Raw genomic sequence first — 22810 nt, 5'->3', positions numbered from 1 at the left:
GCGGCTCAGCCGATGCTGAACGGCTGGCCGTACAGCGTGGTCTTCGAGTAGTGGTCGCCGATGATCTCGACCACTGTGTACGACCGCGCCTGCGCGTAACCCGCGCAACCCTGGACCTCGATCTCGGCATCCTGGTACTCCACCGAGTACCGGCCGGGCTTTGTGATGTCCTTGTAGTCGATCTGCACGAACTTGACCTCGCCCGGGCCCAGATCGATGCCGATGGAGCCGCCGACTCCACCGCCGTCGAGGGACAGGCCCGCGGAAGCTCCGAGGCCGATCGCATCCTCGCCGATGCTCACCTGGCAGCCCACGAGATAGCCGGTGTTGAGCTGCGAGGCACCGTGCGTGGACGAGTTGTTGGTCCCGTCCGCGCCGGTCGGGCCGTTGTTCGGACCCGGTTCACCTTCGGGCGTCACGGCGACGTCGGCGATGGCGTTTCCGGAAACCCAGACCACACGGCCCGCGCCGTTGGCCGCCATGGAGGGCGAAACGACGGCATGCTCACCCGTACGGGCAATGGTCACTCCGGGGCCGGCTTTCTGACCGTCGGGCAGAGCCACGAAGGCATCGGCATTCGCGGCGCCCACCGACAGCAGGCCCACGGCGACAGCGGCCGCGGCACCGACACCCGCGATCCTGGCACCATTACGTACAACGTCGGTGCGGTTCTCGCTCATATTTCCCCTCATCATGTCGAACAAACAGCAGTGGCCTACGAGACTCGGACACAGCACTCGCCGGCTCCGACCCAGTGTTTCGCTTGTTTGTTACCTACAGGTGACCTGTTGTTATTTCGGTGCAACGCCACAAATCGGACAATGCACGCCAATGCGACCAGCGAGATCCGCAATACGGAGCACACCGGACCGCCATTGCGGCGGTTGACGTTCCGAGATTAACGGTCGGTAACAGATTGGACAAAGGTTGCTTTCGCTATACGTTAATGTGATCCAAGTCACATCAGATTGCGGAGAAGCGACATTCGCGGACAAACACAGGTAGGCCGGGACGAACACGGCCGACGGCTACGGAAATTCACCGCAAAGAAAGCGTCAAGAGAATCGTCCGGTAAACCCGAAACAGAAGTGGCCGAACATTATAAACTCGCCCATTCCGGTACTGGACAATTTCAAAGAAATTCACTTCCCCCCTGTAAACCCCCCGAGATAACGCATTCACCTCGCGTTCAAGCGAAAAGTGTTATGCGCCAACATGTTTCCGGATCAGCCGGCGCCACCGTGATGCGGTGGCACCTGCGAACGCAACCAATCGTCGCCATCGGTGCCCGACTCCGAGCCGTCGTCGCGTTCGTCCCGCGTGGTGGACGGCAGCACCTCGCCGAAAACCCGGTCCAGACGCGCCGGGTCCCCCGCCCGGCGGTGTGCCCGGCGGGGGACCTCAGGGGTCTCACCCTCACTCATACCGCTTGCTCCGGCTCATTCCAGCAGTCCGGACAGTTCACCGATCACCCGGCTCGCCAGCGGCCCCAACGTCGCCATACCGTCGCGGATCGCGGCCCGGGTACCCGGCAGATTCACCACCAGGGTGCTCCCCGAGATACCCGCCAGCCCACGAGAAAGCCCCGCATCCACCGAACCGGCTACCCGGCCCGAGGCCCGCAATGCCTCACTGATCCCGGGCAGATCCCGGTCGAGCACCTCGGACGTGGCTTCGGGCGTCACATCGCGCGGCGACATACCGGTACCGCCGACGGAGATCACCAGGTCGACACCGCCGATGACCGCGGTGTTCAACGCGTTCCGGATCGCCACCTCGTCGGCCTCCACCGAAACGGACGCGTCGACGAGGAACCCCGCCTCGGTGAGCAGTTCGGTGACCAACGGGCCCAGCGAATCCTCACCGCCGTGCGCGGTTCGATCGTCCACCACAACGACCAGTGCGCGACCGGCAACAGGAGCATCGATTTCCATACCGCTCACCGTAGCGCCGAGCCCGACCGCCGCGTGCCCGCCCCCGGCCACTTTCTGCATCATCGGCCGCCCTCCACCGCAGCGGCGGCCAAGGTCACCTCGGCCGTTCGGGTGTTACCGCCTCGTTCATCGGTATAGGTCACTGTCACCTTGTCCCCCGGCTGCTTCGACCGCACCGCCGCGACCAGCGCGTCACCGGAATCGATCGTGCGGTCGTCGAGCCGGGTCACTATCGAACCGGCCGGAATCTTCGCCGCGGCCGCCGGACCGTTCGGCGTCACATCGAGGATCCGCGCGCCGTGCACCGACTCGTCGCGCTGCACGGTCATCCCGATCTGCGCATACGTGGCATGACCGCTCTTGATCAACTCGTCGGCGACCCGCCGCGCCTGATCCACCGGAATCGCGAAACCGAGCCCGATGGAACCGCTCTGCTGACCACCCGCGCCCGACGAACCCAGGCTCGCGATCGCGGTGTTGATCCCGATCAGCCGGCCCTGACCATCTACCAGCGCACCACCGGAATTGCCGGGGTTGATCGCGGCATCGGTCTGGATCGCGTCTATCACCGGATTCGGCACGGTCGGATCATTACCGCCCTCCCCCGTAGTGGACACCGGGCGATTCATGGCCGAGACGATCCCGGTGGTCACGGTGCCCGCCAGCCCCAACGGCGAACCGATCGCCACCACCGGCTGACCGACCTGCAAATTCGCGGAACTACCCAGCTCGATCGGTTTCAGATCCGCTTTCCCGCGCACCCGGATGACCGCGAGATCCGATACCGGATCGGCGCCTACCAGCGAAGCCGGCGCCGTACTGCCGTCGGAGAACGTCACCGACATTTCGCCGTTCGCGCCACCACCGGCCGCGACATGGTTGTTCGTCAGGATCAAACCGTCCGAGGACAACACCACCCCGGACCCTTCCCCCTGGCCGCGGTTACTGGCCACCTCGATCATCACCACCGACGGCAACACCTGCTGCGCGACGGCCTGGGTCGACCCCGCCGGGGCGTTCGCCGCGTCCCGCACCTCCGGCACCGGCGCGTCCAGCGCGTTGGTCACCGCCGGGCCGTCCCCCGAATCGCTGACCAGGGCACCCACCGCACCGCCGATACCGCCACTCACCAATGCCAATGCGACAGCCCCGGCCACCAAGCCGGTACGCACCGAACCACGCCGCGGGGGCGGCGGCGCGGCGGCCGCGTAGAAATGCCCCGGCTCACCGGGCGGTGGACCACCGAACGAACCACCCGCGACGGGATACGCGGCGGTATCGCCCGGCCGACCCACCGGAAACTGCGGCCCGCCCGGAAACGGCGCCGGACCACTCACCGGCGGCTGCCCGGGCACGACGGACCGACCGCCGTCCGGCCCGGGACCGTGCGACAGGCCCGCCTGCGGCTGCTGCGGCGGTGGAGACGAGGGCGGCACCGGCCCGGCTTCCGCATCGGCCGGCCGATTGGTGAAATCCTCGGTCATAGTTTCTCTTTTCTGCTCATATCCGATATCCAGCCTGCCGACCACTGCTGAGAACGAACTGAGAGCTGGATTAATTTGCTGTGCTATTGGCGGCGCTGGGTTGATTTGCCCCGCCTTCGGCGGGGCGGGCGGGGCCCTATCAACCCCGGTTCTTCACTCCTGCGCTCAGTCGCTGCGCTCCTTCGCTACGTCGCTCCAGAACCGGGGCGGGCCCCGCCTACTGAGGTGGACCATCCGGAGAAGACGGAAGAGAGGTGGGTGCGGGTTCGGCCCGAGCAGCTCCGGTAGGCCCACAGCACTGTAAGTGCTCCTCGGTCGGTAGCCCGGAAACCCAGGAGACCGCACGCGTGCCTCGAATCGGAGGCAGGCCGGGCGAGGCGCCTTCGGAAGCGTGCAGGAAGGCTGGGAGGGCGCGCCTCGACCTTGTGGGCCCCTGCATTGTTCGGCACAGCGTTCGAGTCCACATATCAACCCGGGCATAAATGCTGACGCAACCCGCGCGTCCCGCCTTCCCCTGCACGCCCACATCCCACCCCACCGACACACCCACATCCGACGGGATGCCCCGCACTCACCATTACCGCGGCAAGCCCGCCCAGCACGCCGCCCCTGTTCTTGCTACCACCGGCCTGTACATCAATCGAAATTTCGGCAACCCCGCCGAATCCGGACAATATTTACAGCTCAGCCGATTTACTCGCTGTCGGCGCTTTCGGCACGATATTCCTCAACGGGCGGGTTTTCACCCGGCAATACGATGCGGATGAGCGCGCCACCGCGATCGGAGGTGTCGATCGCGATGGTGCCGCCGTGTTTGGTCACGACCTGTTTCACAATTGCCAGGCCCAGTCCGGATCCGGGCATGGAACGTGAGGCGGTGGTGCGGTAGAAACGCTCGAAAACCAGCTCGCGTTCGCCGGGTGGAATACCCGGCCCGGCATCATCGACCGATAATTCCAGCAACCCGCGGCCGGTCTCGGCCATCAGCACCCGGACCTGTTCGCCGGGCGGGTTCCATTTCGCCGCGTTGTCGAGAACATTGAGAATCGCGCGTTCCAACGCGGCTTCGTGGCCGTAGACGAACCAGGGCCGCAGTTCGGCGGCGAAGCCGACGGCACCGCGGCGGCGTACCCGTTCCAGTGCGCGCTCGGTCACCTCGCCGAGGTCGACCCGTTCGTACACCGTTTCCGGAGCGTCCTCGCGAGCCAGGTCCACCAGGTCGCCGACCAGGTTGGACAGCTCCTCGATCTGCGCCACCACATCCGAACGCAGTTCGGCCATATCCTCTTCGGGGATGGCCGGAGCATCCGGGCGGCTCGAGGCGATGAGCAGTTCCATATTCGTGCGCAACGAGGTCAGCGGGGTGCGCAGTTCGTGCCCGGCGTCGGCGACCAGCCGCCGCTGCCGGTCCCGCGACTCGGTGAGGGCCCGCAGCATAGTGTTGAAACTCTCCGTGAGCCGTGCGAGTTCGTCGTCACCGGTCACCGGGATGGGAGTCAGATCGTCGGTGCGCGCGACCCGCTCGGTGGCCGCGGTGAGCCGGGCGATCGGGCGCAGGCCGGTGCGGCCGACCGTCGTCCCGGCACCGGCGGCGAGGACGACACCGCAGGCGCCGACCGCGAACAGCAGCCAAGCCAGCCGGTCCAGCACTTCCCGGGTCGGCTCCAGGCGCTGCGAGATGATCAGGGTGACGCCGGAATCCATCCGCTCGGCCAGAACCCGCTGATTGTTGTAGGTGCGCAGCGATGAATCCCGCTTGCCCTGGGCCACCGCGATCTCCTCGGTGCCGATCGGCGGCGTGGTCGGCTGCGGCGGAATATAGGCGGGCAGGCTCGGCCGCTGATCGGCCTCCGCGTTCGCGGGCGGATAGATCAGCGCGACGCCGATATCGTTGGAGAACAGCGTCGCCACGCCCAGCGACTGGAAGGCCATGCTGTCGATATCGCCGCTGATCATGGTCGCGGCACGGGCCCGCAGCTGCGCGTCGACCTGTCCGTAGAGGGCACGGGCGACCATGGCGTAGGCGGCGATCGAGGTGATCGCCACGAAGATCGCCACCAGCGAGGCGGCCAGCAGGGTGACCCGCCATCGCAACGAGACGGTGCGGGTCAGCGGGGTCGGCGGGCGCATGGGCGGCGGCTCGTCCGGCCAGGGCCGGCCGAGCGGCGCGACCGAATGCTTCTCGGCCGCCGAACGGGAATTGCGTGCCATGGCCGCGCTTACGGAGGTGTCTCGCGCAGGACATACCCGACCCCGCGCACCGTATGGATGAGCCGGGGTTCGCCGTCGGCTTCTGTTTTCCGGCGTAGATAGCCGATATAGACCTCCAATGCGTTACCGGAGGTGGGGAAGTCGTAGCCCCACACCTCTTCGAGGATGCGGCCGCGGGTGAGTACCCGGCGCGGGTTGGACATGAGCATTTCGAGCAGGGAGAACTCGGTACGGGTCAGCGAGATGGATCGTGAGCCACGGGCGACCTCACGGGTGACCGGGTCGAGCGAGAGGTCGGCGAAGGTCATGGCCTCGGAGATCTCCCCGGTATCCGGGGTACGGCGGCGCAGCAGCGCGCGCAGCCGGGCCAGCAGTTCTTCCAGGGCGAACGGTTTGGGCAGATAGTCGTCGGCACCGGCGTCGAGGCCCGCCACCCGTTCGGATACCGAATCGCGCGCGGTCAGCACGAGGATCGGCAGGTCGTCACCGGTGCTGCGCAGGCGCCGGCAGACCTCCAGCCCGTCCAGTCTGGGCATCATGACATCGAGCACCAGCGCGTCCGGGCGCTCCGCGGTCGCCTTCTCCAGTGCGTCGAGACCGTCCACCGCCAGATCGACGGTGTAGCCGTTGAAGGTCAGCGACCGCCGCAGTGACTCCCGCACGGCACGATCGTCGTCGACCACCAGAATCCGCATCACACCAGTTTGACGGCCGCGACTGAGAGGCTACTGAGAGGGCCCGCCGCGCCGCGAGTCCGCTGACCTCCGGTTTCGCCGGCGGTTTCCCGGAGCCGGATCGTGGGAGCGTCGAATAGCGAGCAGAACTTCCCTGTCGCGGGAAGGAACCGGACGGTCGGCCTAATACGGATGTGATCGGCGCGCTCCACGTCGCAGGTGCCTTGACCAGGCGATTCATCCGATAACCGGATGAGTCATTACCGACCTGTGATATCCCACGAAACCTGTTCCCCATCCGCTTTATTCGCGGTATAACCGTCTGAACGCCCCGATTGCCGACCGCTAACATGCACGGTATGTTCCGATCGGTAAAAACTAGACCTCCGGTTGGTTCGGTGTGCAGTGAATCATAACTGAAACGGCCACGCACCAAAAAGAGGTCGATCGTGATGCGGAGGCGACAGAGGCGGATGGAAACACCGCGACCGTGGCAATTCAGCCTGTCCAACTGGTCGGTCACCCGCAAGGTCGGCATCGTCCTGGTCCTGCCGGTCGTCCTGGCCACCCTTTTCGCGGTGCTACGGATCAACAACGAGCTGCGCACCCTGGAACAACTCGAGGCCGCGACCGAGCAGTCCCGCATCATCGGACCCATCGTCGGCTACAACGCCGCCGCCGAACACCTGGCGGTGACAGCGACCGCCGGCTGGGCCGACAACAGGGCACCGCAGGCCACCGCGGCCCTCGCCGGGTTCGACACAGCCCATGAGGCCCTGGAAAGGGCACTGGACTCCAATCAGATCCGGCCCGGGGTCTCCCGCGAACTCTCTTCGGCGCTGACCCTCGGCAGCACCATGCGCAGCGGACTCAGCAACGGTTCCCCCGCCATGGTCGGCGACCAGGCCGACGAGATCGCGGTCCGGATCGGTAATGCGCTCGCCCAATCGCCCACCGTCGAGGACCTCTCGATCCAGCGCTACTTCTTGCAGGTGAGCGCCATCCAGAACGCACGCCGGTCGCTGACCGCGCAGCGCCTGGTGATCAGTTCCCCCACCGCCGAGGACAACCCGGCGATGCGGGCCCGGATACTCACCTCCGGTGGCGCCGAACTCACCATGATCCACCAATACGGGCAGATCATGCCGGACGTGACCGGCAATATGCGGCCGCTGCTGGACGCGGTGCAGACCCGGCTGGCGATCTTCAGCCAGGGCACCCAGGGCGCGATGACCGATCCGGCCGCGCTGGAATCCCTCGACACCAGTTCCCAGGCCTACCAGGTCACCACCGACCAGCTGACGGCCACCATCAGCGGTGCGCTGCATCATGCGACCGTCTCCGCACAGAACAGCGCACTGCGGGAGACCGCGCTGCTCATCGCCGCCCTGCTGGGTGGTCTGACCCTCGCGCTCGCGGTCGCCCGGACCCTGGTCGTCCCGGTGCGCCGGTTGCGCCGGGACGCACTCGAAGTGGCCCATGTGCGTCTTCCCGAGGAGCTCGAACGGGTCCGCGGCGGCGCCGATACCCCGGAGATCGAACCGGTCGGCGTCCACGGTACCGAGGAGATCGGCCAGCTCGCCCGAGCGGTCGACGAAATGCACCAGCAGGCCCTCAATCTCGCCGCTGAACAGGCCCGTCTGCGCGTGCAGATCGGGAATATGTTCGAAACCCTGTCCCGGCGCAGCCAATCGCTGGTCGAACAACAGCTCGGTATCATCGAGGAACTCGAGCACGACGAGGACGATCCGCAGCGGCTGCAGAGTCTGTTCCGGCTCGACCATCTCGCCACCCGGATGCGGCGCAATGGTGACAACCTGCTCGTGATCGCCGGCACTCCGCTGCGCCGCGGCCAGCTCGAGGCGGTCCCGCTCTCGGATATGCTGTGGAGTGCGGTTTCCCAGGTCGAGGACTATCAGCGGGTCGAGATCGGACATGTGCCCGATGGTGTCGTCGCCGGTGAACCCGCGGTCGATATCGAACACCTGCTCGCGGAGGTCATCGACAATGCGCTGCGGTACTCCCCGCCCAATACGCCGGTGGCGGTGACCGTCTCCCGCGCGGTCGACGGTGGATACCTCATCGAGATCACCGACCGCGGACTGGGTATGGCCAACGAGGATCTACAGGCCGCGAACGCCCGGCTGGCCTCCGGTGGTGAGATCAATATCGAAACCGCCCGCCGGATGGGCCTGTTCGTCGTCGGACGGCTCGCCAAACGGCATCAGATCACCGTGGGCCTGCGCCGTACGTCGACCATGGCGCAGCAGCCCGGGATCACCGCCAGCCTGCACCTGCCGGGTCTGCTGGTCTCGCCCGACACCGGGCCCGACAATTCGAGCATCCTCACCGCAGGCCCGTCCATGGCATCGCCACCGCAGTTGCAGCAGACCTCACATCTACAGCACCTGCCGCAGCTCCAGGAGCCGCCCGCCCCGCGGCAGCTGACGCCGGTACCCGATCTGCCGTCCTCGGATTCGTGGTCCTCGCGGACCGATCTCCCCCCGGTGCGCCCGCTCACCCAGGCTCCGTCGACCTCCGGTTTCGGCACCACGTCCACCGGATTGCCGCAACGCCGCCCGGCCACGCCCGCCCCGCTGGGGCTGGGCGGGAACACCTCGGACGGAAGCGGAACCCGAGACACCTTCTCAGCTTTCGATCCGGTCCCCGAGACACCTCCGACCGAGGATTCGCCGACCGGATTGTGGTCGGAAACCTACAAGACCCAATCGTTCCCGCCGCCGGTCGATTTCCCGGCGCCCACCGAACATCGGTCGGTCACCGAACCGGAGCCACCCGCGCTCACGGCCCGCTCCGGACTACCGATCCGCCGCCCGGGTATGGACTACGAGGATCCCTTCGGCCGCTCCGAACCACGCCGGAACGAACCAGTGGCGACCACGACCACCGCCTCGCGGCTGCAACCGGTCGGCGGCGAAACCCCCACCCCGATATACCAGCGTATGGTGTCGGAATGGCTGGTCGAGCCGGCAACCACGCAGGAGCAGCCGCGCCAGGACTGGACCACTCCCGCCGATATCGGCTGGCTGGCAGCCGAGGACGCGGCCAGGCCGAGCTCGGACTCCAAGACCGCGAACGGGCTTCCCATCCGCCGGCCGGGTGCGCAGCTCGTACCCGGTGGGCTGGCCCCCGTCGAAGACGAGGCCCCGCGGGATCCCACGGAGATCCGGAGCAATCTGACCAGACACCTGAGCGGGGTCCGCACTGGGCGGGCCGACGCGCAGAACAATGACGGAGGGCTTGCATGACCGACCCGAAGAGCAGCACGGACGAGAACCTGAACTGGCTGGTCGCCAGATTCACCCGGGACGTTCCGGGTGTTTCCCATGCCGTCCTGGTCTCCGCGGACGGTCTGCTGCAGGCTGTCAGCCCCCATCTGCCCGCCGACCGCGCCGAACAGCTCGCCGCGGTGACCGCGGGCCTGGCCAGCCTCTCCACGGGTGCGGCCCAGTTGTTCGACGGCGGCAAGGTGATGCAGTCGATCGTGGAGATGCAGCGCGGCTACCTATTGGTGATGAGCGTCGGCAACGGCTCTCATATCGCGGTACTCGCCAACAAGCAGCACGATATCGGCCGGATCGGCTACGAGATGGCCCTGCTGGTCGACCGCGTGGGTTCGGTCGTCAGCGCAACTGCCCGATCCACCGTCTGAACGCCATGTCCCAATTCGGCCAAGGTATGCCCGATTACAACACCGGTGGGCCCGGATTCGGCCCCGGCGCAGAGCATTACGGTCCCGGCGCACAGAACTTCGGACCCGGTTCGTCGCAGTACAACACCGGTGCCTATCGGTTCGACGCGCCTGCGCAGCCGAAAAACCCACGCCGGGCCGGACGCGTCCGCCCGTACGCCCTCACCTCCGGCCGGACCCAGCCGGCAGTCGATCTCCCGATGGAGGCGGTTATCGAAACCATCTCCTATCATGCACAATTCGATTGGCCGTCCGGTGACATCCGAGCCGAGATACTCCGGCTCGGAACTCACCAGCTGTCGGTCGCCGAAATCGCCGCACATCTCGATCGCTCGCTCGGTATGGTCCGCGTCGTCATCGGTGACCTCGTTGTGGACGGCAATTTGCGAGTGCATTCGACTTTGACCGAGCAGGCGAGTTACGACGAACGCCGGTCGCTGATGGAGAGGACATTGCGTGGACTCCGAGCCCTTTAGCAACACCCAGGGTGGTGGCGCGGCGGAGACCGATACCCGCGTCGCGTCGACCAAGATCGTCGTCGCCGGTGGATTCGGCGCGGGTAAGACCACTTTCGTGGGAGCGGTATCGGAGATCGTGCCGCTGCGCACCGAGGCCATGGTGACCAGCTTCTCCGACGGCGTCGACAATCTGGACGATACGCCGGACAAGCAGACCACCACGGTCGCAATGGATTTCGGCCGTATCATCCTGCCCGGCAACCTGACCCTGTACCTTTTCGGCACCCCGGGCCAGCGCCGGTTCTGGTTCATGTGGGACGACCTCATCCGAGGCGCCATCGGCGCGGTGGTGCTGGTCGATGCCCGCCGGCTCGAGGACAGTTTCGCGGCCGTCGATTTCTTCGAAGCGCGGAATCTGCCGTTCCTGATCGCGGTCAACAGGTTCCCGAACTCACCGCGGTTCGCGATGGCCGAGCTCCGCGAGGCGCTGTCGGTACGCGAGGGTGTACCGATCGTGGATATCGACGCCCGCGACGCGAAAGAGGTCCGGCAGTCACTGGCCGCCGTCACCGAATACGCGATCAACCGCCTGAAGACCAAGGAATACGAGGGAGTCGCCCGGCATGGTTGAGGTGCTGGCCGCGGAAACGGTCGAGACCGTCGATCTGTTCACGATGGGCTACTGGCTGACCCTGCTCACCTTCGGGGTGTCCGCGGTCGGGATGTTCGTGGGTCTGGCCTGCGCGGTGAACGGCCGTCGTTCGGTGCGGTTCCGGCCGGTGTGGATCGCCGCCGCCGCCGTCTCGATCGGCGGTATCGGAGTGTGGCTGGCCAGTACGGTCTCACTGCTGGGCGTATCCATTCCGGGCCGCATCCTGCGCTACGACATCTCGGATCTGACGCTTTCCCTGGTGTTCTCCGTCGCCGCCGTCTTCCTCGGGCTGCTGCTGGCCGGTCGTGAGTTCCAGGTGAAGCGCATGGTGAACGCGGCCGGCGCGCTCGGAGTCGGCTTCGGGATCATGCTGTGGCTGCAGCTCGCCTCGGTCGAAATCCAGGGTTCGGTATCGGTGACCCCGTGGCTCTTCGTGATCGCGATCGTGATCGCGGTGACCGCCTCTTCGCTATGTGTGTTCCTGTTCCAGCGGTTCCGTTTCCCGGCGGCCCGGGTGGGGTCGATCGCGATGTTCGGAGCCGGGGTGGCGGTCTTCTACTTCACCGGTATCGCCGCCCTGGAGTTCCGGTTCGACCCCGACGCCGAACTCGCGCAGGGAATGGAACTGTTCGGCTACGCATTCCCCATGTTCGCCGTCGGCCTGCTCGCACTGGCCGTTCCGATCACCGCGGTCCTGGTGGCCCCGGATCGCCCCGACCCGACACCCCGGGTGAGCCCGACCGGGACCGCCGGCGGCGATCCCGCGGCCGGGGGCGGCGGGGCACCGAAACCTGGCGAGCAGGGCCGGCCGGCCGCTCGGCCCAACGCGGCGGCCGCGCTTGCGCAACGGGCTCAGCCCCTGCCCGAACCAGCGCGTTGATCCGGGTGGACGCCGATACCGTGCTGTCCGATCAAGAGAAGCTGCTGCGCGAACTGTGGGCGCAGATGCGCGGATTGCGCTCCGAGGTGGCCGAGCTCCGGGTGGAGATCAGCGAAATGGAAGCCACGGTGGCCGATCTCGCGGCCCGGGCGGATCAGCCCGAACGGGTCGAACTGCCGTGGCCGGTTTCGCTGCTGCTGCTTCCGGCCGCGCTCGCCCTGGCGCTACTGCGACAGGTGGGCGATATGGCGCAGGCGCTTTCGGCGGAATGCGATACGCGTGAGCAGGCAGAACTACCCGCGGAGACCGGGGCGAAAGCCCTCGGAAGTGGCGATGAGCGGGTCTCCCATCTCTGGGAGACCCGCCCTCACGCACGAGGATAATCGGTACGGACCGGTGAAGCAGTAGTCCGGCAAGTTTTTTCGCAGATCACCGCACGCCGGTCCGGAAGAGCGGCATCCCACCCGTCATCGGCCCGCAATCGCACAGCATGCGATATCACGAGGTGAAGGCCATGATCATAGTTGCCGAACATTAGCTTGAACAGTTTCGCCCGCCCCACTTCGCTGTCGGATGAGCCTGCCCCCGCCCTTTTTTCGCATCTAGGGGGCCTGACATCTCACCGGCGTTTCGGATCCAGCAGGCCGCGCCGGACCGCCCCGACCAGGCGCCGCGGCACCCTGTGCACCACACCGTCCACCGTGACCGGGACCAGGTCCGGCGGCGTCGCCTTCCAGTTCGACCGGCGGCTACGGGTATTGGACCGCGACATCCGCCGCTTGGGTACCGCCATCTCAGTGCTCCTTCCGGGACCGGACGGCACGTTTGCCGTATTTGCGTTCGAATTTCTCCACCCGGCCCTGGGTATCGAGCAGGCGTTGCGCGCCGGTCCAGAAGGGGTGGGAGTCGGCGGTGACGTCGACCACCAGCAGCGGATAGGTATTACCGTCGGTCCAGGTGACAGTCTGCTCACCGGTGACCGTGGAACGAGTCAGGAACCGGGTCCCGGTACTCGCGTCCTCGAAGACCACCGGGTGGTAGTCGGGATGGATATCGGCTTTCATCACTTCTCCTTCCGGGCGCGCTCGCCCGTATCGCCGCCCCGGCCCTCGCCGGTGGCGGCCGGATGCGGTTCTTCCGGATCGCACGGATCGGTATGCCGTTCACCGAAGGGATCGGGCCAGCGGGCCACCTGCCGCGGTGCCCGCTCCACCAGTCTCAGTTCGGCGTCGTCGACCAGGGCCCGGTCCAGCGCCGCCCGGATCTCGTCCGGGTCGGCGGTGTGGACCAGCACGACCAGCGAGCTGTCGCGGTCACCGAAGCGGTCGTCCCAGCGCAACCCGGCCATAGCCGACCGTTCCGGCTCCACCTCGGCGCGCTCGTCGGGCGTCATGGCCGCCACCCAGCGGCCCGCACCGCCGATCCGCAGTCCACCGCCGGCGGACTCCAGCCGGACGACCTCATCGGGCTGGGTCGCCAGCCATACCCGCCCGCGCGCGGTGACCACGCCCTCGAGCAGGGCATCCAGCGCCTGATGCAGGCGTTCGGGGTGAAAGGGCCGGCGCGAGGCGAATTCGACCAGTTCCACACCGCATTCCGGGCCGAGCGGCGGCTGACCGCGCAGCAGCGGGGCATGCGCGTCGAAAACCCGCCCACGACGTGACCCGGCCGGAATACGCCTCAGCAAGTTCTCGACCGCATCCGGCGTGATCGCCGCCTCCGCCGGGGCCCACAGCGCCGGGGCGAGTGGAACCAGCCGGGCCAGGACCGCTCCGAGACGGGCCCGTTCCAGGGGGTCCACGGCCTCGCTTCCGGTGATCACCAGGGCGTCGGCGAAGTCGACCTGCCCGACCGCCAGCTGGGCGATCGTGCGGTCGTCGTCGGCCCACGCCCAGCCGAGTTCGTCCAGCGCCTCGTCTCCGGTCGCCGACGCGAGCCACGTACGCGCGTCGAGACCGGTGAGGACGGCTGCGACGCGGACGTCACGGGCGGCCGGGCCGTCGACCCGGCCGACGACACCGGCGACGACCACCTCGGCGATCCCCTGACATACCGACTCCGCTTCGATGGCCGGATCCAGGGCGAGCACGATCCGGTCCACCGAATCGCGGGCCGCGAGGGTGCACAGCAGCGGCAGGAGGTCCGCCTTCAGCGTGCACGAGACACAGCCGTGTGCGAGTTCGTGCACCGAAACCGTCACCGTGCCGCCGTGGTGGACGGTACGGCGCACGATTCCCTCTCCGAGTTCGGCCAGGTCATGGCATACCACCACCGTGCCCGCGGCCGCGCCGAGCGCGCCCGCGACGAGGCCGGCGGAACCGGCCGGATCACCGTGCAGGCCCGCGACCACCACGACGGGCGTACGACGGTCACCGGAGGCGATGTCTTCTGGGAGTTGTGCGGAATGGGACACCACTACCCTTTCGGTAATGATTTTCAATTACGACGGCGCACACGCTACAGTGTGGATCCGTCGTTGTCGAAAACGATTGTCATCATCGTTACCCCGTCGGAAGGAGCCGTATGTCGGCGCACTGTCAGGTCACCGGTCGCAGACCTGGATTCGGCAAGGCCGTTTCGCATTCGCACACACGCACCAACCGGCGCTGGAACCCGAACATCCAGCGCAAGACCTATTACCTGCCCAGCGAAGGCCGCCGGATAACCCTCGACGTCTCCGCCAAGGGCATCAAGACCATCGACCGGGACGGGATCGAGGCCGTAGTGGCCCGGCTCCGGGCCCGCGGGATGCGGATCTGAGCGGCCGATGGCATCGAAATCGACCGATATTCGCCCGGTGATCAAACTCCGCTCGACCGCGGGCACCGGATACACCTACGTCACCCGCAAGAACCGCCGTAACGACCCCGACCGCATGGTCCTGCGGAAATACGACCCTGTAGTCCGTCGCCACGTCGAGTTCCGGGAGGAGCGCTGATGGCCAAGAAATCCAAGATCGCCCGGAATGAGCAGCGCCGGGTGATCGTCGCCCGGTACGCCGAACGACGGGCCGAACTCAAAGAGACGATCCGGAAACCCAGCCCCCCGAAGGACGAGCGCCTGGCCGCGCAGGCCGCCCTGCGCCGACTGCCCCGGGACGCCAGTCCGGTACGATTGCGCAATCGGGACACCGCTGACGGGCGACCGCGCGGATATCTCCGGAAGTTCGGCCTTTCGCGTGTGCGTGTTCGTGCGATGGCGCATCGAGGAGAGCTGCCCGGTGTGCACAAATCGAGCTGGTAACCCCACCGATCTCGTGAGTTAGGAGCCGGTCACATGGCAATCAAACGAGGCCCGTCGAAGAAGGTCCGCGCCGAACAGGCCCGCCGGCCCAAGAAGAACCCGCTCATCGCCGCGGGTATCGAGACCGTCGACTACAAAGATGTGAACCTGCTGCGCACCTTCATCTCCGATCGCGGCAAGATCCGCAGCCGCCGGGTCACCGGCCTGACCCCGCAGCAGCAGCGCCAGGTCGCGGTCGCGGTGAAGAACGCGCGTGAAATGGCGCTGCTGCCCTTCACCAGCCGCTGAACCGATCGCATCTCCTCCCCCACGCCCGGCACCGCGGATCGCGGTCCGGGCGTTCGACTGCGCCGGGCGCGACCGCCCCCGCTCGTGGCAGCGGCCATCCGATCCGGGCCCACTACAGTGGTGCCCATGGTCACACTGCGGGGATTCACGGTAATTCTGGCTCTCGGCGCCGTCCTCGCGGCCACCGCGTGCGGTAACGACGAGACGGCTGCCTCGAAAGCAAGCCCTTCGCCCACTGTGACTTCGGTGCCCGCGCCGAGCACCGAACCCGCCGCCCCCACCGAAGCCCCCGGTGCCGATCCCGGGCAGATGTTCACCGCCGACCCCACCCTCGTGGGTGCCCATCCTCTACCGTTCACCTCGTGGACCCGGGTGGCCGCGGATCGGATCGCCGTCCACTTCGAATCCGGCGTGCCCGAATGCTACGGGGTGGACGCCACGGTCAGCGAGGACGCCGGCTCGGTAACCGTGGCGCTCCGGCAGGGCACTCGCGCCGACGCCACCGACAAGATGTGCGTGATGATGGCGGTTTTCGGCACCCTGGAGATCCAGCTGTCCGGTCCGCTCGGCGATCGCACGGTACTCAGCGCAGTCTGAGCGACGCGAATCGGTCGAGCGTCCTGTGGCGCACCACTATTCGTGACCCGAGAAATACCGGCACCACAAGTCGTGGCTGTCCGGCGGATGGGTCCGGCCGCAGAATCCTTCCGTGCGATGCGATGGTCGTACACAGCCTTCGAAGGGAACACGGAATGCGCAAGAAACTCGGTTTCGCAGCGATAGCCACGGCGATAGCGATCGGCTCGTTCGCCGGAGCCGGTGCTGCGGCGGCCGAATCGGGACTGCCACTCGAACCGGCCGCTCCCGCTCCGGTATCCGGCCCCGAGACGGCGCGCGGCGAGGTCGCCGGGGGGTTGTTCAGCGGATCGGCCCTCGTCGAACTGGCGACCTTCTCGTCTTGCGGGGCTACCCCGAGATGCATGTGACGCCGCACCGACCGGTTCGCCGGAACGCGTGATAGCCGATACCCGATTCGCAGCAGGCGCATCGGACACCGGCACATCTCATGGCGACCCGACAGTCCGCAGCGCGCCGGGTCCGGCCGAACGGATATCGGAACGCAGGAGCCCACAACAATTGTGGGCTACCCACGCCCACCGTGGCTTTCTACAGTGCCGATAGGAGTTGTTCCGGTCGCCACAGCGGCCGGCGAGTAAAGGACCCACCGATATGCGACGTGCACTCGTCACCGCTTCGGCAGCGACAGCGTTGATTCTCGGCTCGGTGACGGGCAACGCCACAGCCGGGACCGGGATACCACTGGAACCACTCACCAGCGGCGCCGCCCCGGTGCGGGCACCGGGCGCCGGTACCGGATCAGCAGAAGCGCTCGCCGCGTTGACCTTCACCCTGTCCGGCACACCCGATCCGTGTATGCCGATTCCGTTGTGCATTCCGCCGACGCTCGACTGACACCGGCGCCCCGGAGCGCCTCTCGTCTCTTACGTCCGCCGGTTGTGCTCACAACCGCAGAAAGGAACATGAATATGCAGAAAGCTTTGGTCGGAAGTATTGCCGCGCTGGCGATAGCGGCCGGTTCGGTGACCGCTGCCGGGACCGCGACCGCGAGCGGACTACCGCTCGACACCACCACACCGCACACAGTTCAGGATGCTTCCACCGGGTCCGGTGTCGGCCACCAACCCAGTGGATCTTCACTGGGCGGCCCGATCTCCAGCGGTTCGGCCGAGGCGGCCGGCAGCTTGATCGCCCTCCTCGGCATCATTTTCGGTGATCCCAGACCTTGCCCCGTTTTGTGCTGAGGCCTCTTTGATGAACCGCACGCACCAGGGCACCAGAATTCTTGTCTACCCACGTGCTGCCGGTTTCTCGACGGTGCCGGTGTGTGAGTTCCGGTCGCCGCGGCGGTTCGCGGATGAGAGTTCTTCGGAGTAGCCGGCCCGCGCGCCGTATGGCCCCTCGTTTCACAGCGATCGAGGGGCCATACGGCGTTTGCCGCGTCTGCCGATTCAGTGGGCGAAGTGCCGGGACCCGGTGAAGTACATGGTCACCCCGGCCGCGCGCGCCGCGTCGATGGTGTCCTGATCGCGCACCGAGCCACCCGGCTGGACGATCGCCCGGATACCCGCGTCCAGGAGCAGCTGCGGGCCGTCCGGGAACGGGAAGTACGCGTCCGAGGCCGCGACCGAACCCGCCGCACGATCACCGGCCCGCTGCACGGCGAGCCGCACCGAGTCGACCCGGTTGACCTGGCCCATACCGACACCCACCGAGGCGCCGTCCTGCGCCAGCAGAATGGCGTTGGATTTCACGGCCCGGCAGGCGCGCCAGGCGAATTCGAGGTCGGCGAGTGTCGCCGCGTCCGCGGGTTCACCGACCGCGAGCGTCCAGTTCGCCGGATCGTCACCGTCGGCGTCGATCACATCGCGCTCCTGCACCAGCAGCCCGCCACTCACCGGACGGTGCTCGGCACCCGTCGGCGCGGGCGCTTCGGCGATCAGGATCCGGATGTTCTTCTTGCGCTGCAGCACCTCCACGGCACCGTCGGCGTAGGCGGGCGCCACGATCACCTCGGTGAAGATCTCGGCCACCTGCTGGGCCATCGCCACCGAGACCTCGCGGTTGGTCGCGATGACGCCGCCGTAGGCGCTCACCGGGTCGCAGGCGTGCGCCTTGCGATGCGCCTCGGCGATATCCTCGCCCGTGGCGATACCGCAGGGGTTGGCGTGCTTGATGATCGCGACCGCGGGAGCCGCGTGGTCATAGGCGGCGCGGTGGGCGGCATCGGCATCGGTGTAGTTGTTGTACGACATCTCCTTGCCGTGCAACTGTTGCGCCCGCGCCAGGCCGCGACCGCCGTCCCCGTCGGTGTACAGAGCGGCCCGCTGATGCGGATTCTCGCCGTAGCGCAGCACGGCCGAACGATCCCAGACCGCCCCGACCCAGGACGGGAACTCCGCGTCGTCGGAGGTTTTCTCGACCAGCGCCGACGACATCCAATTCGCCACCGCCACGTCATAGCTCGCGGTGTGCTGGAAGGCCTTGGCGGCCAGCGCGATACGCTCCGACAGCGTGAAACCGCCGTCGGACACGGCCTTGCGCACGTCGTCGTAGTCACCGGTGTTCACCACCACGGCCACCGACGGATGATTCTTGGCCGCGGCGCGCACCATCGACGGTCCGCCGATATCGATCTGCTCGACGCACTCGTCCGGGCTCGCACCACTGGCGACGGTCTCACTGAACGGGTAGAGGTTGACCACCACCAGCTGGAAGGCCTCGATACCCAGTTCGGTGAGCTGAGCGAGATGTTCGGCCTTGCGGGTATCGGCCAGGATGCCCGCGTGTACCCGCGGATGCAGCGTCTTGACCCGGCCGTCCAGAGTTTCCGGGAAACCGGTCAAGTCCTCGACCTTGGTCACGGGCACACCGGCGTCCGCGATCCGTGCCGCCGTGGACCCGGTGGATACCAGTTCCACTCCGGCCCCGTGCAGGGCGGTCGCCAACTCCACGAGCCCGGTCTTGTCGTAGACGCTCACCAGCGCCCGGCGGATCGGCGTACGTTCACTCACCGGAGAACTCGCTCATCAGGGATAACTGCCTTTCGTCCATCGGAGACAATTCCGCGGGTCGCGACGGCCGCGACAACCTCGACCAGTAACCGTCGCTCCACGACTTTGATGCGCTCGTGCAGGTCTGCCTCGTCGTCCGCCGGATCGACCCGGACGGCTTCCTGGGCCAGGATCGGTCCGGTGTCCACACCGGAATCGACCAGATGCACCGTGGTCCCGGTGACCCGGACCCCGTAGGCCAGCGCGTCCCGCACCCCGTGCGCACCGGGGAACGCGGGCAGCAGGGCGGGATGGGTGTTGATGATCCGGCCGCCGAAACGATCCAGGAACTCCGGCCCCAGCAACTTCATGAATCCAGCGCAGACCACCAGATCGGGCGAGTACCCGGCCACTGCCTCGGTGAGCGCGCTATCCCAGGCGGCGCGGTCGGCGTGATCACCGATCGCGGCACGGAAGGTGGGGATGCCCGCCGCTTCGGCGTACTCGACAGCGGCACACTCCCGGTCCACACCCACCGCACGGATCCGGGCCGGATACGCGGGGTCCGCCGCGGCCTCGATCAGCGCGCGCAGCAGCGAGCCGGTCCCCGAGGCGAGTACGACCAGTCCGGCCGGGGTGGAATCGGTGGGTTCCGGGGCGGTCAGGGCTCTACTCCTGGAGTTCGAAGGAACGGCGGGCGGGGCTCACCCGCCGGCGGGGACGAACCCGCGGCACGGATAGAGCCTAGTAGACGCGCTCCGGCGGCCCTCCAGCTCCCCCAGCGGGCGCCCGGCCGGGGGATTACCTAGCGGCCGTCCCCGGTATCGCCGTCGGGCACGTCCTGTTCGACCACTTCGACGTCCACGATCTCCGGCGTCGAATCCGCGGCGGCGAGGGGGCCGCTGTCCGATCGGCGCGGCTGTTCCTCGATCACCTCGGCTTCCAGCGGACGCTCCGGGCCGGGCGGCTCGGCATGCGGGTGGTCGAGCAGACCGGCGTAGCGGTCGGCCGGGTCGGCCGCGGTATCACCCGGGAGCTCCGGGAGCCGCCCGAACGGAAGCGCACGGTCCGCCGGGGCGCGGACGGTATCGGCCCGGTCCGCGTAGTACTCCTCGTCGTAGTCGGCCTCGTCGGGGTCGAAGAGCGCGTCGGGATGGCGCATCAGCGGTGTGGGGAACGAGACCACGAATGTCCGCGCGAACAGCAGGCCCGCGTAGCCGGGGATCGCCAGCCAGGCGAACACCGCGAGAGCGAACACGGGCAGTTCGACGCCCAGCCGGCCGAAGTTACCGAGCTCGCCCCCGGACAACGCGGCCAGGGCGGTGAGAGCCGCGCTCCCGAGCCCCGCGGCGGCGAGCAGAGCCCAGGGGGCACCGGGACGGTCGTAGCTCACGCGGGCCGATTCCACGCCCCCGTACACACCCACGGCGGCCGGGACCAGCAGTAGAACGGCCCACCAGAGTACCGCCGGCCCCGTCGGCACCGCGGCCAGAACCGGGACCGCCGGAATCGGTCCGCCGACTACCGTGAACACCCCGATCGACGCATCACCGAACTGAACTCCCGGGCCCACCAGCATTCCCACACCGGCCACCACCGCGTTGGGCAGGTACAGCAGCGAAAGCAGGGTGAGTCCCAGCACGTCCACGAACCCGTCTGTGGAGCCATAGGTCTCACCGACCCGCGACCAGCTCACCAAGAGAGCCAGTACCAGCAGGATCGCCGCGGCGGCGAGCAATCGCAGCACCGCCCGGCTCGCCACGTACGCGGCGGCGATCACGTCGTAGGGCAGACCCTCGAATATCCTTTCCCGGCAACGGAAGGCGATCCCGCACAGGACAGCCGTCAGCTGTAGGAGCAGTACCCAACCGAAGGCGGTCAGCGGGTTGGGACGTTGCAGGGCAATAGATCCCGACGCGTCCTCGGTGACCGCCAGGCATACCGCCGTGATCAGCAGCGGACCGCCCACGGCCGCACCGCACAACCAGCCCAGTTCGGCCCGGGTAGGTTCGGTATCGGTGGCGGCGACCGCTTCCCGGGCCGCCGCCCCCAGCAGCAGCGCCGTCGGAAGCACCGGTAGCAGGCCCACCGTGGTGGTACCGATGAGCAGCGGCACCTGATGGACAGCGAGCCAGCCCGCGGCCACCGCGCCGCTGAGACCGGTGAGATCGCTTCCCGCGGTGAAAAGGGTCGCCAGCATGGTGACGACGATGGCCGCCAATGCGAAGGCCGCGGGCCGGAAGGCAACGAAGAGGAGCACCCTGGCGCGATCGGGTGGCAGTGAGAGAAAGCCCGGCTCATCGCCGGAACGCGCCGAACTCTTGCGCGCGCCCCGGAGCGAGTGGTTCGACGAGGTACGCGGGGAGCTCATGGATTTCAGAGTGGCAGCCGCCCCGGCGCGGACGCTTCAGGCGCGCCGCGCCGGGTGCTGCCGATGATCACTTCTGGTCGTCGGACTGCCGGAACGCACGGGTGGCATCGGCGGCCGGATCGGAGGGCTGCTCGCCACCGAACGGCTGGGCCGCCGGCTGACCCGGCTGCTGCTGCGGCTGACCGTAGGCCTGCTGCTGCGGCTGCTGCCCATAGGGCGAGGCCTGCTGCTGGCCACCGGCATACGGCGACTGCTGCGGCTGCTGACCGTAGGCCTGCTGTTGCTGCTGCTGGCCGTAGCCCGGCTGCTGACCGTAGGCCGGCTGCTGACCGTAGCCCGGCTGCTGCTGCTGGCCACTGCTGTACTGCTGGCCGTAGCCCTGCTGCTGCCCGTAACCCTGCTGGCCCTGGTACTGCTGCTGACCGTAACCCTGCTGGCCGCCGGGGAATCCGGACGACGCGGCCGGGCGAGCCGCCGGCGGGGTCAGGATTCCGGCGTCGAACAGTACGACCGCCACTGCCAGACCCGTCTGCACCAGCGCGAGAACCAGGATCAGGTAGAGCCCGATCTCGGCCTTGGCGCCCTCGGGCAGGCTGAACAGCTGGAACAGGATAGTGATGAAGGTTCCGGCCGCCACCGCGGCCGCCGCGCCGACCCAGTTCTGCTTCGGCAGCAGCGAAAGCCCCGCGAGCAGCGCGGCGATCAGCAGCAGTCCGCCGATCGTGGCTTCCTGGTACTCGAACAGATTCAGGCTGGTATCGGCCGAGGACGGCAGATCCATATCGGTATCGGCACCCACATAGGACAGGAAGCCGAGCAGGAAGGCGATCACGCCGACCGCGGCGACACCGATGGTCAGGAAGAACGGCAGTCCTTTCCCGCCGGCCTCAGCGGTACTCGCACCACCGGCCGCCTGCTGGCCGGGATTGGGCGGAACGGAGGGCGGAACGGGTGCGTTGTACCCGGAGCCCCCGGTCGGGTATGACATGTCGTCATCTCCTAGGTCGAGTAATACGTACTTGACGGCTGAATTCCCTTTGACGCTACTGCACGCGCGCGCACAGGTCATCACCGAAGGATGCGGCTGTGTTTTTTGGCGCCGCCTGCGGCGTCGCGGGGTCGAGGCCCCCTCGGCCTCGCCGTTCAGGTGTGGCACACCACCAACCTCCGACTTGCTTGCCCCCTTCACTTACCGCCGGATGGTCGCCATCCGTGGGCAGGGCCCGCCCCGGTTCTGGAGCGACAGAGCGAAGGAGCGCAGCGACCGATCGCGTGCGAGGTGTGACGTGCGACGTGCGGTCGGCCGTCCATAGATCGGCGACCATTGAGGA

Annotated in this window: 26 protein-coding genes and 1 pseudogene; 14 read left to right on the top strand and 13 right to left on the bottom strand. The window is 67.5% G+C overall.

The window, feature by feature from the left end; translation table 11 throughout:
• Positions 1-5 precede the first annotated feature (5 nt).
• The 6 genes from IEY68_RS32805 to IEY68_RS32780 form a co-directional block, all read right to left on the bottom strand.
• A complete protein-coding gene (locus IEY68_RS32805) occupies positions 6-680 on the bottom strand; it encodes an MspA family porin (protein ID WP_058854576.1) in 675 nt (224 codons plus the stop codon).
• A gap of 546 nt (positions 681-1226) precedes the next feature.
• Positions 1227-1424, bottom strand: a complete 198-nt coding sequence (locus IEY68_RS32800; RefSeq protein ID WP_058854577.1) for a hypothetical protein — start codon at positions 1422-1424, stop codon at positions 1227-1229.
• Between the two features lie 15 nt (positions 1425-1439).
• A complete protein-coding gene (locus IEY68_RS32795) occupies positions 1440-1994 on the bottom strand; it encodes a MogA/MoaB family molybdenum cofactor biosynthesis protein (RefSeq protein WP_058854578.1) in 555 nt (184 codons plus the stop codon).
• Positions 1994-3418, bottom strand: a complete 1425-nt coding sequence (locus tag IEY68_RS32790; RefSeq protein WP_082681300.1) for a S1C family serine protease — start codon at positions 3416-3418, stop codon at positions 1994-1996. Before IEY68_RS32790 ends, IEY68_RS32795 begins: the two co-directional genes overlap by 1 nt.
• Before the next feature lie 693 nt (positions 3419-4111).
• A complete protein-coding gene (locus IEY68_RS32785; protein WP_229719187.1) occupies positions 4112-5548 on the bottom strand; it encodes a HAMP domain-containing sensor histidine kinase in 1437 nt (478 codons plus the stop codon).
• An 89-nt stretch (positions 5549-5637) separates the two neighbouring features.
• Positions 5638-6324, bottom strand: coding sequence for a response regulator transcription factor (locus IEY68_RS32780; RefSeq protein WP_058854580.1), 687 nt, complete (start codon positions 6322-6324; stop codon positions 5638-5640).
• 452 nt (positions 6325-6776) lie between these two features.
• Between IEY68_RS32780 and IEY68_RS32775 the strand changes: the two genes are divergently transcribed.
• From IEY68_RS32775 to IEY68_RS32750, 6 genes and pseudogenes are all read left to right on the top strand, one after another.
• On the top strand, positions 6777-9572 hold the full coding sequence (locus IEY68_RS32775) for a HAMP domain-containing sensor histidine kinase (RefSeq protein ID WP_063000197.1): 2796 nt from the start codon (positions 6777-6779) through the stop codon (positions 9570-9572).
• Positions 9569-9976 (top strand): roadblock/LC7 domain-containing protein, encoded by a 408-nt coding sequence (locus tag IEY68_RS32770; RefSeq protein WP_058854582.1) that lies wholly within the window; start codon positions 9569-9571, stop codon positions 9974-9976. The genes IEY68_RS32775 and IEY68_RS32770 overlap by 4 nt, the downstream gene beginning before the upstream one ends.
• A gap of 170 nt (positions 9977-10146) precedes the next feature.
• Positions 10147-10491, top strand: a pseudogene (locus IEY68_RS32765) (DUF742 domain-containing protein); the annotation flags it as partial.
• Positions 10472-11104, top strand: a complete 633-nt coding sequence (locus IEY68_RS32760) for a GTP-binding protein (protein WP_058854583.1) — start codon at positions 10472-10474, stop codon at positions 11102-11104. The pseudogene IEY68_RS32765 and the gene IEY68_RS32760, both read left to right, overlap by 20 nt.
• On the top strand, positions 11097-12005 hold the full coding sequence (locus tag IEY68_RS32755; RefSeq protein WP_189094625.1) for an MHYT domain-containing protein: 909 nt from the start codon (positions 11097-11099) through the stop codon (positions 12003-12005). Before IEY68_RS32760 ends, IEY68_RS32755 begins: the two co-directional genes overlap by 8 nt.
• A 5-nt stretch (positions 12006-12010) precedes the next feature.
• Positions 12011-12388, top strand: a complete 378-nt coding sequence (locus IEY68_RS32750) for a hypothetical protein (RefSeq protein ID WP_058854584.1) — start codon at positions 12011-12013, stop codon at positions 12386-12388.
• Positions 12389-12624: 236 nt separating this feature from the next.
• Here the strand turns inward: IEY68_RS32750 and rpmF are convergent, their stop codons facing one another.
• Genes rpmF through mrf form a run of 3 tightly spaced genes read right to left on the bottom strand, consistent with a single transcriptional unit; the run spans position 12625 to position 14418 of the window.
• On the bottom strand, positions 12625-12798 hold the full coding sequence (gene rpmF, locus IEY68_RS32745) for a 50S ribosomal protein L32 (RefSeq protein WP_058854585.1): 174 nt from the start codon (positions 12796-12798) through the stop codon (positions 12625-12627).
• A gap of 1 nt (position 12799) precedes the next feature.
• Positions 12800-13069, bottom strand: a complete 270-nt coding sequence (locus IEY68_RS32740; RefSeq protein WP_058854586.1) for a type B 50S ribosomal protein L31 — start codon at positions 13067-13069, stop codon at positions 12800-12802.
• Positions 13069-14418, bottom strand: coding sequence for a ribosome hibernation factor-recruiting GTPase MRF (mrf, locus tag IEY68_RS32735; RefSeq protein WP_373293044.1), 1350 nt, complete (start codon positions 14416-14418; stop codon positions 13069-13071). The genes IEY68_RS32740 and mrf overlap by 1 nt, the downstream gene beginning before the upstream one ends.
• Before the next feature lie 110 nt (positions 14419-14528).
• Here mrf and rpmB point away from each other — a divergent pair, with 110 nt between their 5' ends.
• The 8 genes from rpmB (at position 14529) to IEY68_RS32695 (ending at position 17359) form a co-directional block, all read left to right on the top strand.
• Positions 14529-14765 (top strand): 50S ribosomal protein L28, encoded by a 237-nt coding sequence (gene rpmB, locus IEY68_RS32730; RefSeq protein WP_058854587.1) that lies wholly within the window; start codon positions 14529-14531, stop codon positions 14763-14765.
• Positions 14766-14772: 7 nt separating this feature from the next.
• Positions 14773-14943: a 50S ribosomal protein L33 gene (rpmG, locus tag IEY68_RS32725; protein WP_058854588.1), complete on the top strand. Its 171-nt coding sequence runs from the start codon at positions 14773-14775 to the stop codon at positions 14941-14943.
• Complete coding sequence (gene rpsN / locus IEY68_RS32720; RefSeq protein WP_058854589.1) at positions 14943-15248, top strand: 30S ribosomal protein S14; 306 nt, start codon at positions 14943-14945, stop codon at positions 15246-15248. The genes rpmG and rpsN overlap by 1 nt, the downstream gene beginning before the upstream one ends.
• Before the next feature lie 33 nt (positions 15249-15281).
• Entirely contained in the window at positions 15282-15536 is a 255-nt protein-coding gene (gene rpsR, locus IEY68_RS32715; RefSeq protein WP_058854590.1) for a 30S ribosomal protein S18, read from the top strand.
• Between the two features lie 126 nt (positions 15537-15662).
• Positions 15663-16133 carry a hypothetical protein gene (locus IEY68_RS32710; RefSeq protein WP_058854591.1) on the top strand — a complete coding sequence of 157 codons (471 nt, stop codon included), beginning with the start codon at positions 15663-15665 and terminating at the stop codon, positions 16131-16133.
• Positions 16134-16288: 155 nt separating this feature from the next.
• Complete coding sequence (locus IEY68_RS32705) at positions 16289-16522, top strand: hypothetical protein (protein ID WP_058854592.1); 234 nt, start codon at positions 16289-16291, stop codon at positions 16520-16522.
• A 244-nt stretch (positions 16523-16766) separates the two neighbouring features.
• Positions 16767-17009 carry a hypothetical protein gene (locus tag IEY68_RS32700; protein ID WP_058854593.1) on the top strand — a complete coding sequence of 81 codons (243 nt, stop codon included), beginning with the start codon at positions 16767-16769 and terminating at the stop codon, positions 17007-17009.
• Positions 17010-17083: 74 nt separating this feature from the next.
• The gene (locus IEY68_RS32695; RefSeq protein WP_156426145.1) at positions 17084-17359 is read left to right on the top strand and encodes a hypothetical protein; all 276 of its coding nucleotides are present in this window, start codon (positions 17084-17086) and stop codon (positions 17357-17359) included.
• Between the two features lie 207 nt (positions 17360-17566).
• Here IEY68_RS32695 and purH read toward each other — a convergent pair whose 3' ends face one another.
• From purH to IEY68_RS32675, 4 genes are all read right to left on the bottom strand, one after another.
• Positions 17567-19129: a bifunctional phosphoribosylaminoimidazolecarboxamide formyltransferase/IMP cyclohydrolase gene (purH, locus tag IEY68_RS32690; RefSeq protein WP_058854595.1), complete on the bottom strand. Its 1563-nt coding sequence runs from the start codon at positions 19127-19129 to the stop codon at positions 17567-17569.
• Positions 19126-19773, bottom strand: a complete 648-nt coding sequence (purN, locus tag IEY68_RS32685) for a phosphoribosylglycinamide formyltransferase (RefSeq protein WP_058854596.1) — start codon at positions 19771-19773, stop codon at positions 19126-19128. Before purN ends, purH begins: the two co-directional genes overlap by 4 nt.
• A 140-nt stretch (positions 19774-19913) precedes the next feature.
• Positions 19914-21479, bottom strand: a complete 1566-nt coding sequence (locus IEY68_RS32680) for a cell division protein PerM (RefSeq protein ID WP_058854597.1) — start codon at positions 21477-21479, stop codon at positions 19914-19916.
• 67 nt (positions 21480-21546) lie between these two features.
• Positions 21547-22467 carry a DUF5336 domain-containing protein gene (locus tag IEY68_RS32675; RefSeq protein ID WP_058854598.1) on the bottom strand — a complete coding sequence of 307 codons (921 nt, stop codon included), beginning with the start codon at positions 22465-22467 and terminating at the stop codon, positions 21547-21549.
• Between the last annotated feature and the right edge of the window lie 343 nt (positions 22468-22810).

The sequence above is a fragment of the Nocardia jinanensis genome (assembly GCF_014645735.1).
In the GTDB taxonomy this organism is placed as follows: Bacteria; Actinomycetota; Actinomycetes; order Mycobacteriales; family Mycobacteriaceae; genus Nocardia; species Nocardia jinanensis.
Note: the sequence above shows the minus strand (reverse complement) of the source record. Positions and strands in the feature narration are given on the sequence as shown.

Excerpts from the sequence above, each read along its gene's own strand:
- IEY68_RS32805 (WP_058854576.1), bottom strand. The coding sequence starts at position 680 with ATGAGCGAGAACCGCACCGACGTTGTACGTAATGGTGCCAGGATCGCG.
- IEY68_RS32800 (WP_058854577.1), bottom strand. The coding sequence starts at position 1,424 with ATGAGTGAGGGTGAGACCCCTGAGGTCCCCCGCCGGGCACACCGCCGG.
- IEY68_RS32795 (WP_058854578.1), bottom strand. The coding sequence starts at position 1,994 with ATGCAGAAAGTGGCCGGGGGCGGGCACGCGGCGGTCGGGCTCGGCGCT.
- IEY68_RS32790 (WP_082681300.1), bottom strand. The coding sequence starts at position 3,418 with ATGACCGAGGATTTCACCAATCGGCCGGCCGATGCGGAAGCCGGGCCG.
- IEY68_RS32785 (WP_229719187.1), bottom strand. The coding sequence starts at position 5,548 with ATGCGCCCGCCGACCCCGCTGACCCGCACCGTCTCGTTGCGATGGCGG.
- IEY68_RS32780 (WP_058854580.1), bottom strand. The coding sequence starts at position 6,324 with ATGCGGATTCTGGTGGTCGACGACGATCGTGCCGTGCGGGAGTCACTG.
- IEY68_RS32775 (WP_063000197.1), top strand. The coding sequence starts at position 6,777 with ATGGAAACACCGCGACCGTGGCAATTCAGCCTGTCCAACTGGTCGGTC.
- IEY68_RS32770 (WP_058854582.1), top strand. The coding sequence starts at position 9,569 with ATGACCGACCCGAAGAGCAGCACGGACGAGAACCTGAACTGGCTGGTC.
- IEY68_RS32755 (WP_189094625.1), top strand. The coding sequence starts at position 11,097 with ATGGTTGAGGTGCTGGCCGCGGAAACGGTCGAGACCGTCGATCTGTTC.
- rpmF (WP_058854585.1), bottom strand. The coding sequence starts at position 12,798 with ATGGCGGTACCCAAGCGGCGGATGTCGCGGTCCAATACCCGTAGCCGC.
- IEY68_RS32740 (WP_058854586.1), bottom strand. The coding sequence starts at position 13,069 with ATGAAAGCCGATATCCATCCCGACTACCACCCGGTGGTCTTCGAGGAC.
- rpmB (WP_058854587.1), top strand. The coding sequence starts at position 14,529 with ATGTCGGCGCACTGTCAGGTCACCGGTCGCAGACCTGGATTCGGCAAG.
- rpmG (WP_058854588.1), top strand. The coding sequence starts at position 14,773 with ATGGCATCGAAATCGACCGATATTCGCCCGGTGATCAAACTCCGCTCG.
- rpsN (WP_058854589.1), top strand. The coding sequence starts at position 14,943 with ATGGCCAAGAAATCCAAGATCGCCCGGAATGAGCAGCGCCGGGTGATC.
- rpsR (WP_058854590.1), top strand. The coding sequence starts at position 15,282 with ATGGCAATCAAACGAGGCCCGTCGAAGAAGGTCCGCGCCGAACAGGCC.
- IEY68_RS32710 (WP_058854591.1), top strand. The coding sequence starts at position 15,663 with ATGGTCACACTGCGGGGATTCACGGTAATTCTGGCTCTCGGCGCCGTC.
- IEY68_RS32705 (WP_058854592.1), top strand. The coding sequence starts at position 16,289 with ATGCGCAAGAAACTCGGTTTCGCAGCGATAGCCACGGCGATAGCGATC.
- IEY68_RS32700 (WP_058854593.1), top strand. The coding sequence starts at position 16,767 with ATGCGACGTGCACTCGTCACCGCTTCGGCAGCGACAGCGTTGATTCTC.
- IEY68_RS32695 (WP_156426145.1), top strand. The coding sequence starts at position 17,084 with ATGCAGAAAGCTTTGGTCGGAAGTATTGCCGCGCTGGCGATAGCGGCC.
- IEY68_RS32680 (WP_058854597.1), bottom strand. The coding sequence starts at position 21,479 with ATGAGCTCCCCGCGTACCTCGTCGAACCACTCGCTCCGGGGCGCGCGC.
- IEY68_RS32675 (WP_058854598.1), bottom strand. The coding sequence starts at position 22,467 with ATGTCATACCCGACCGGGGGCTCCGGGTACAACGCACCCGTTCCGCCC.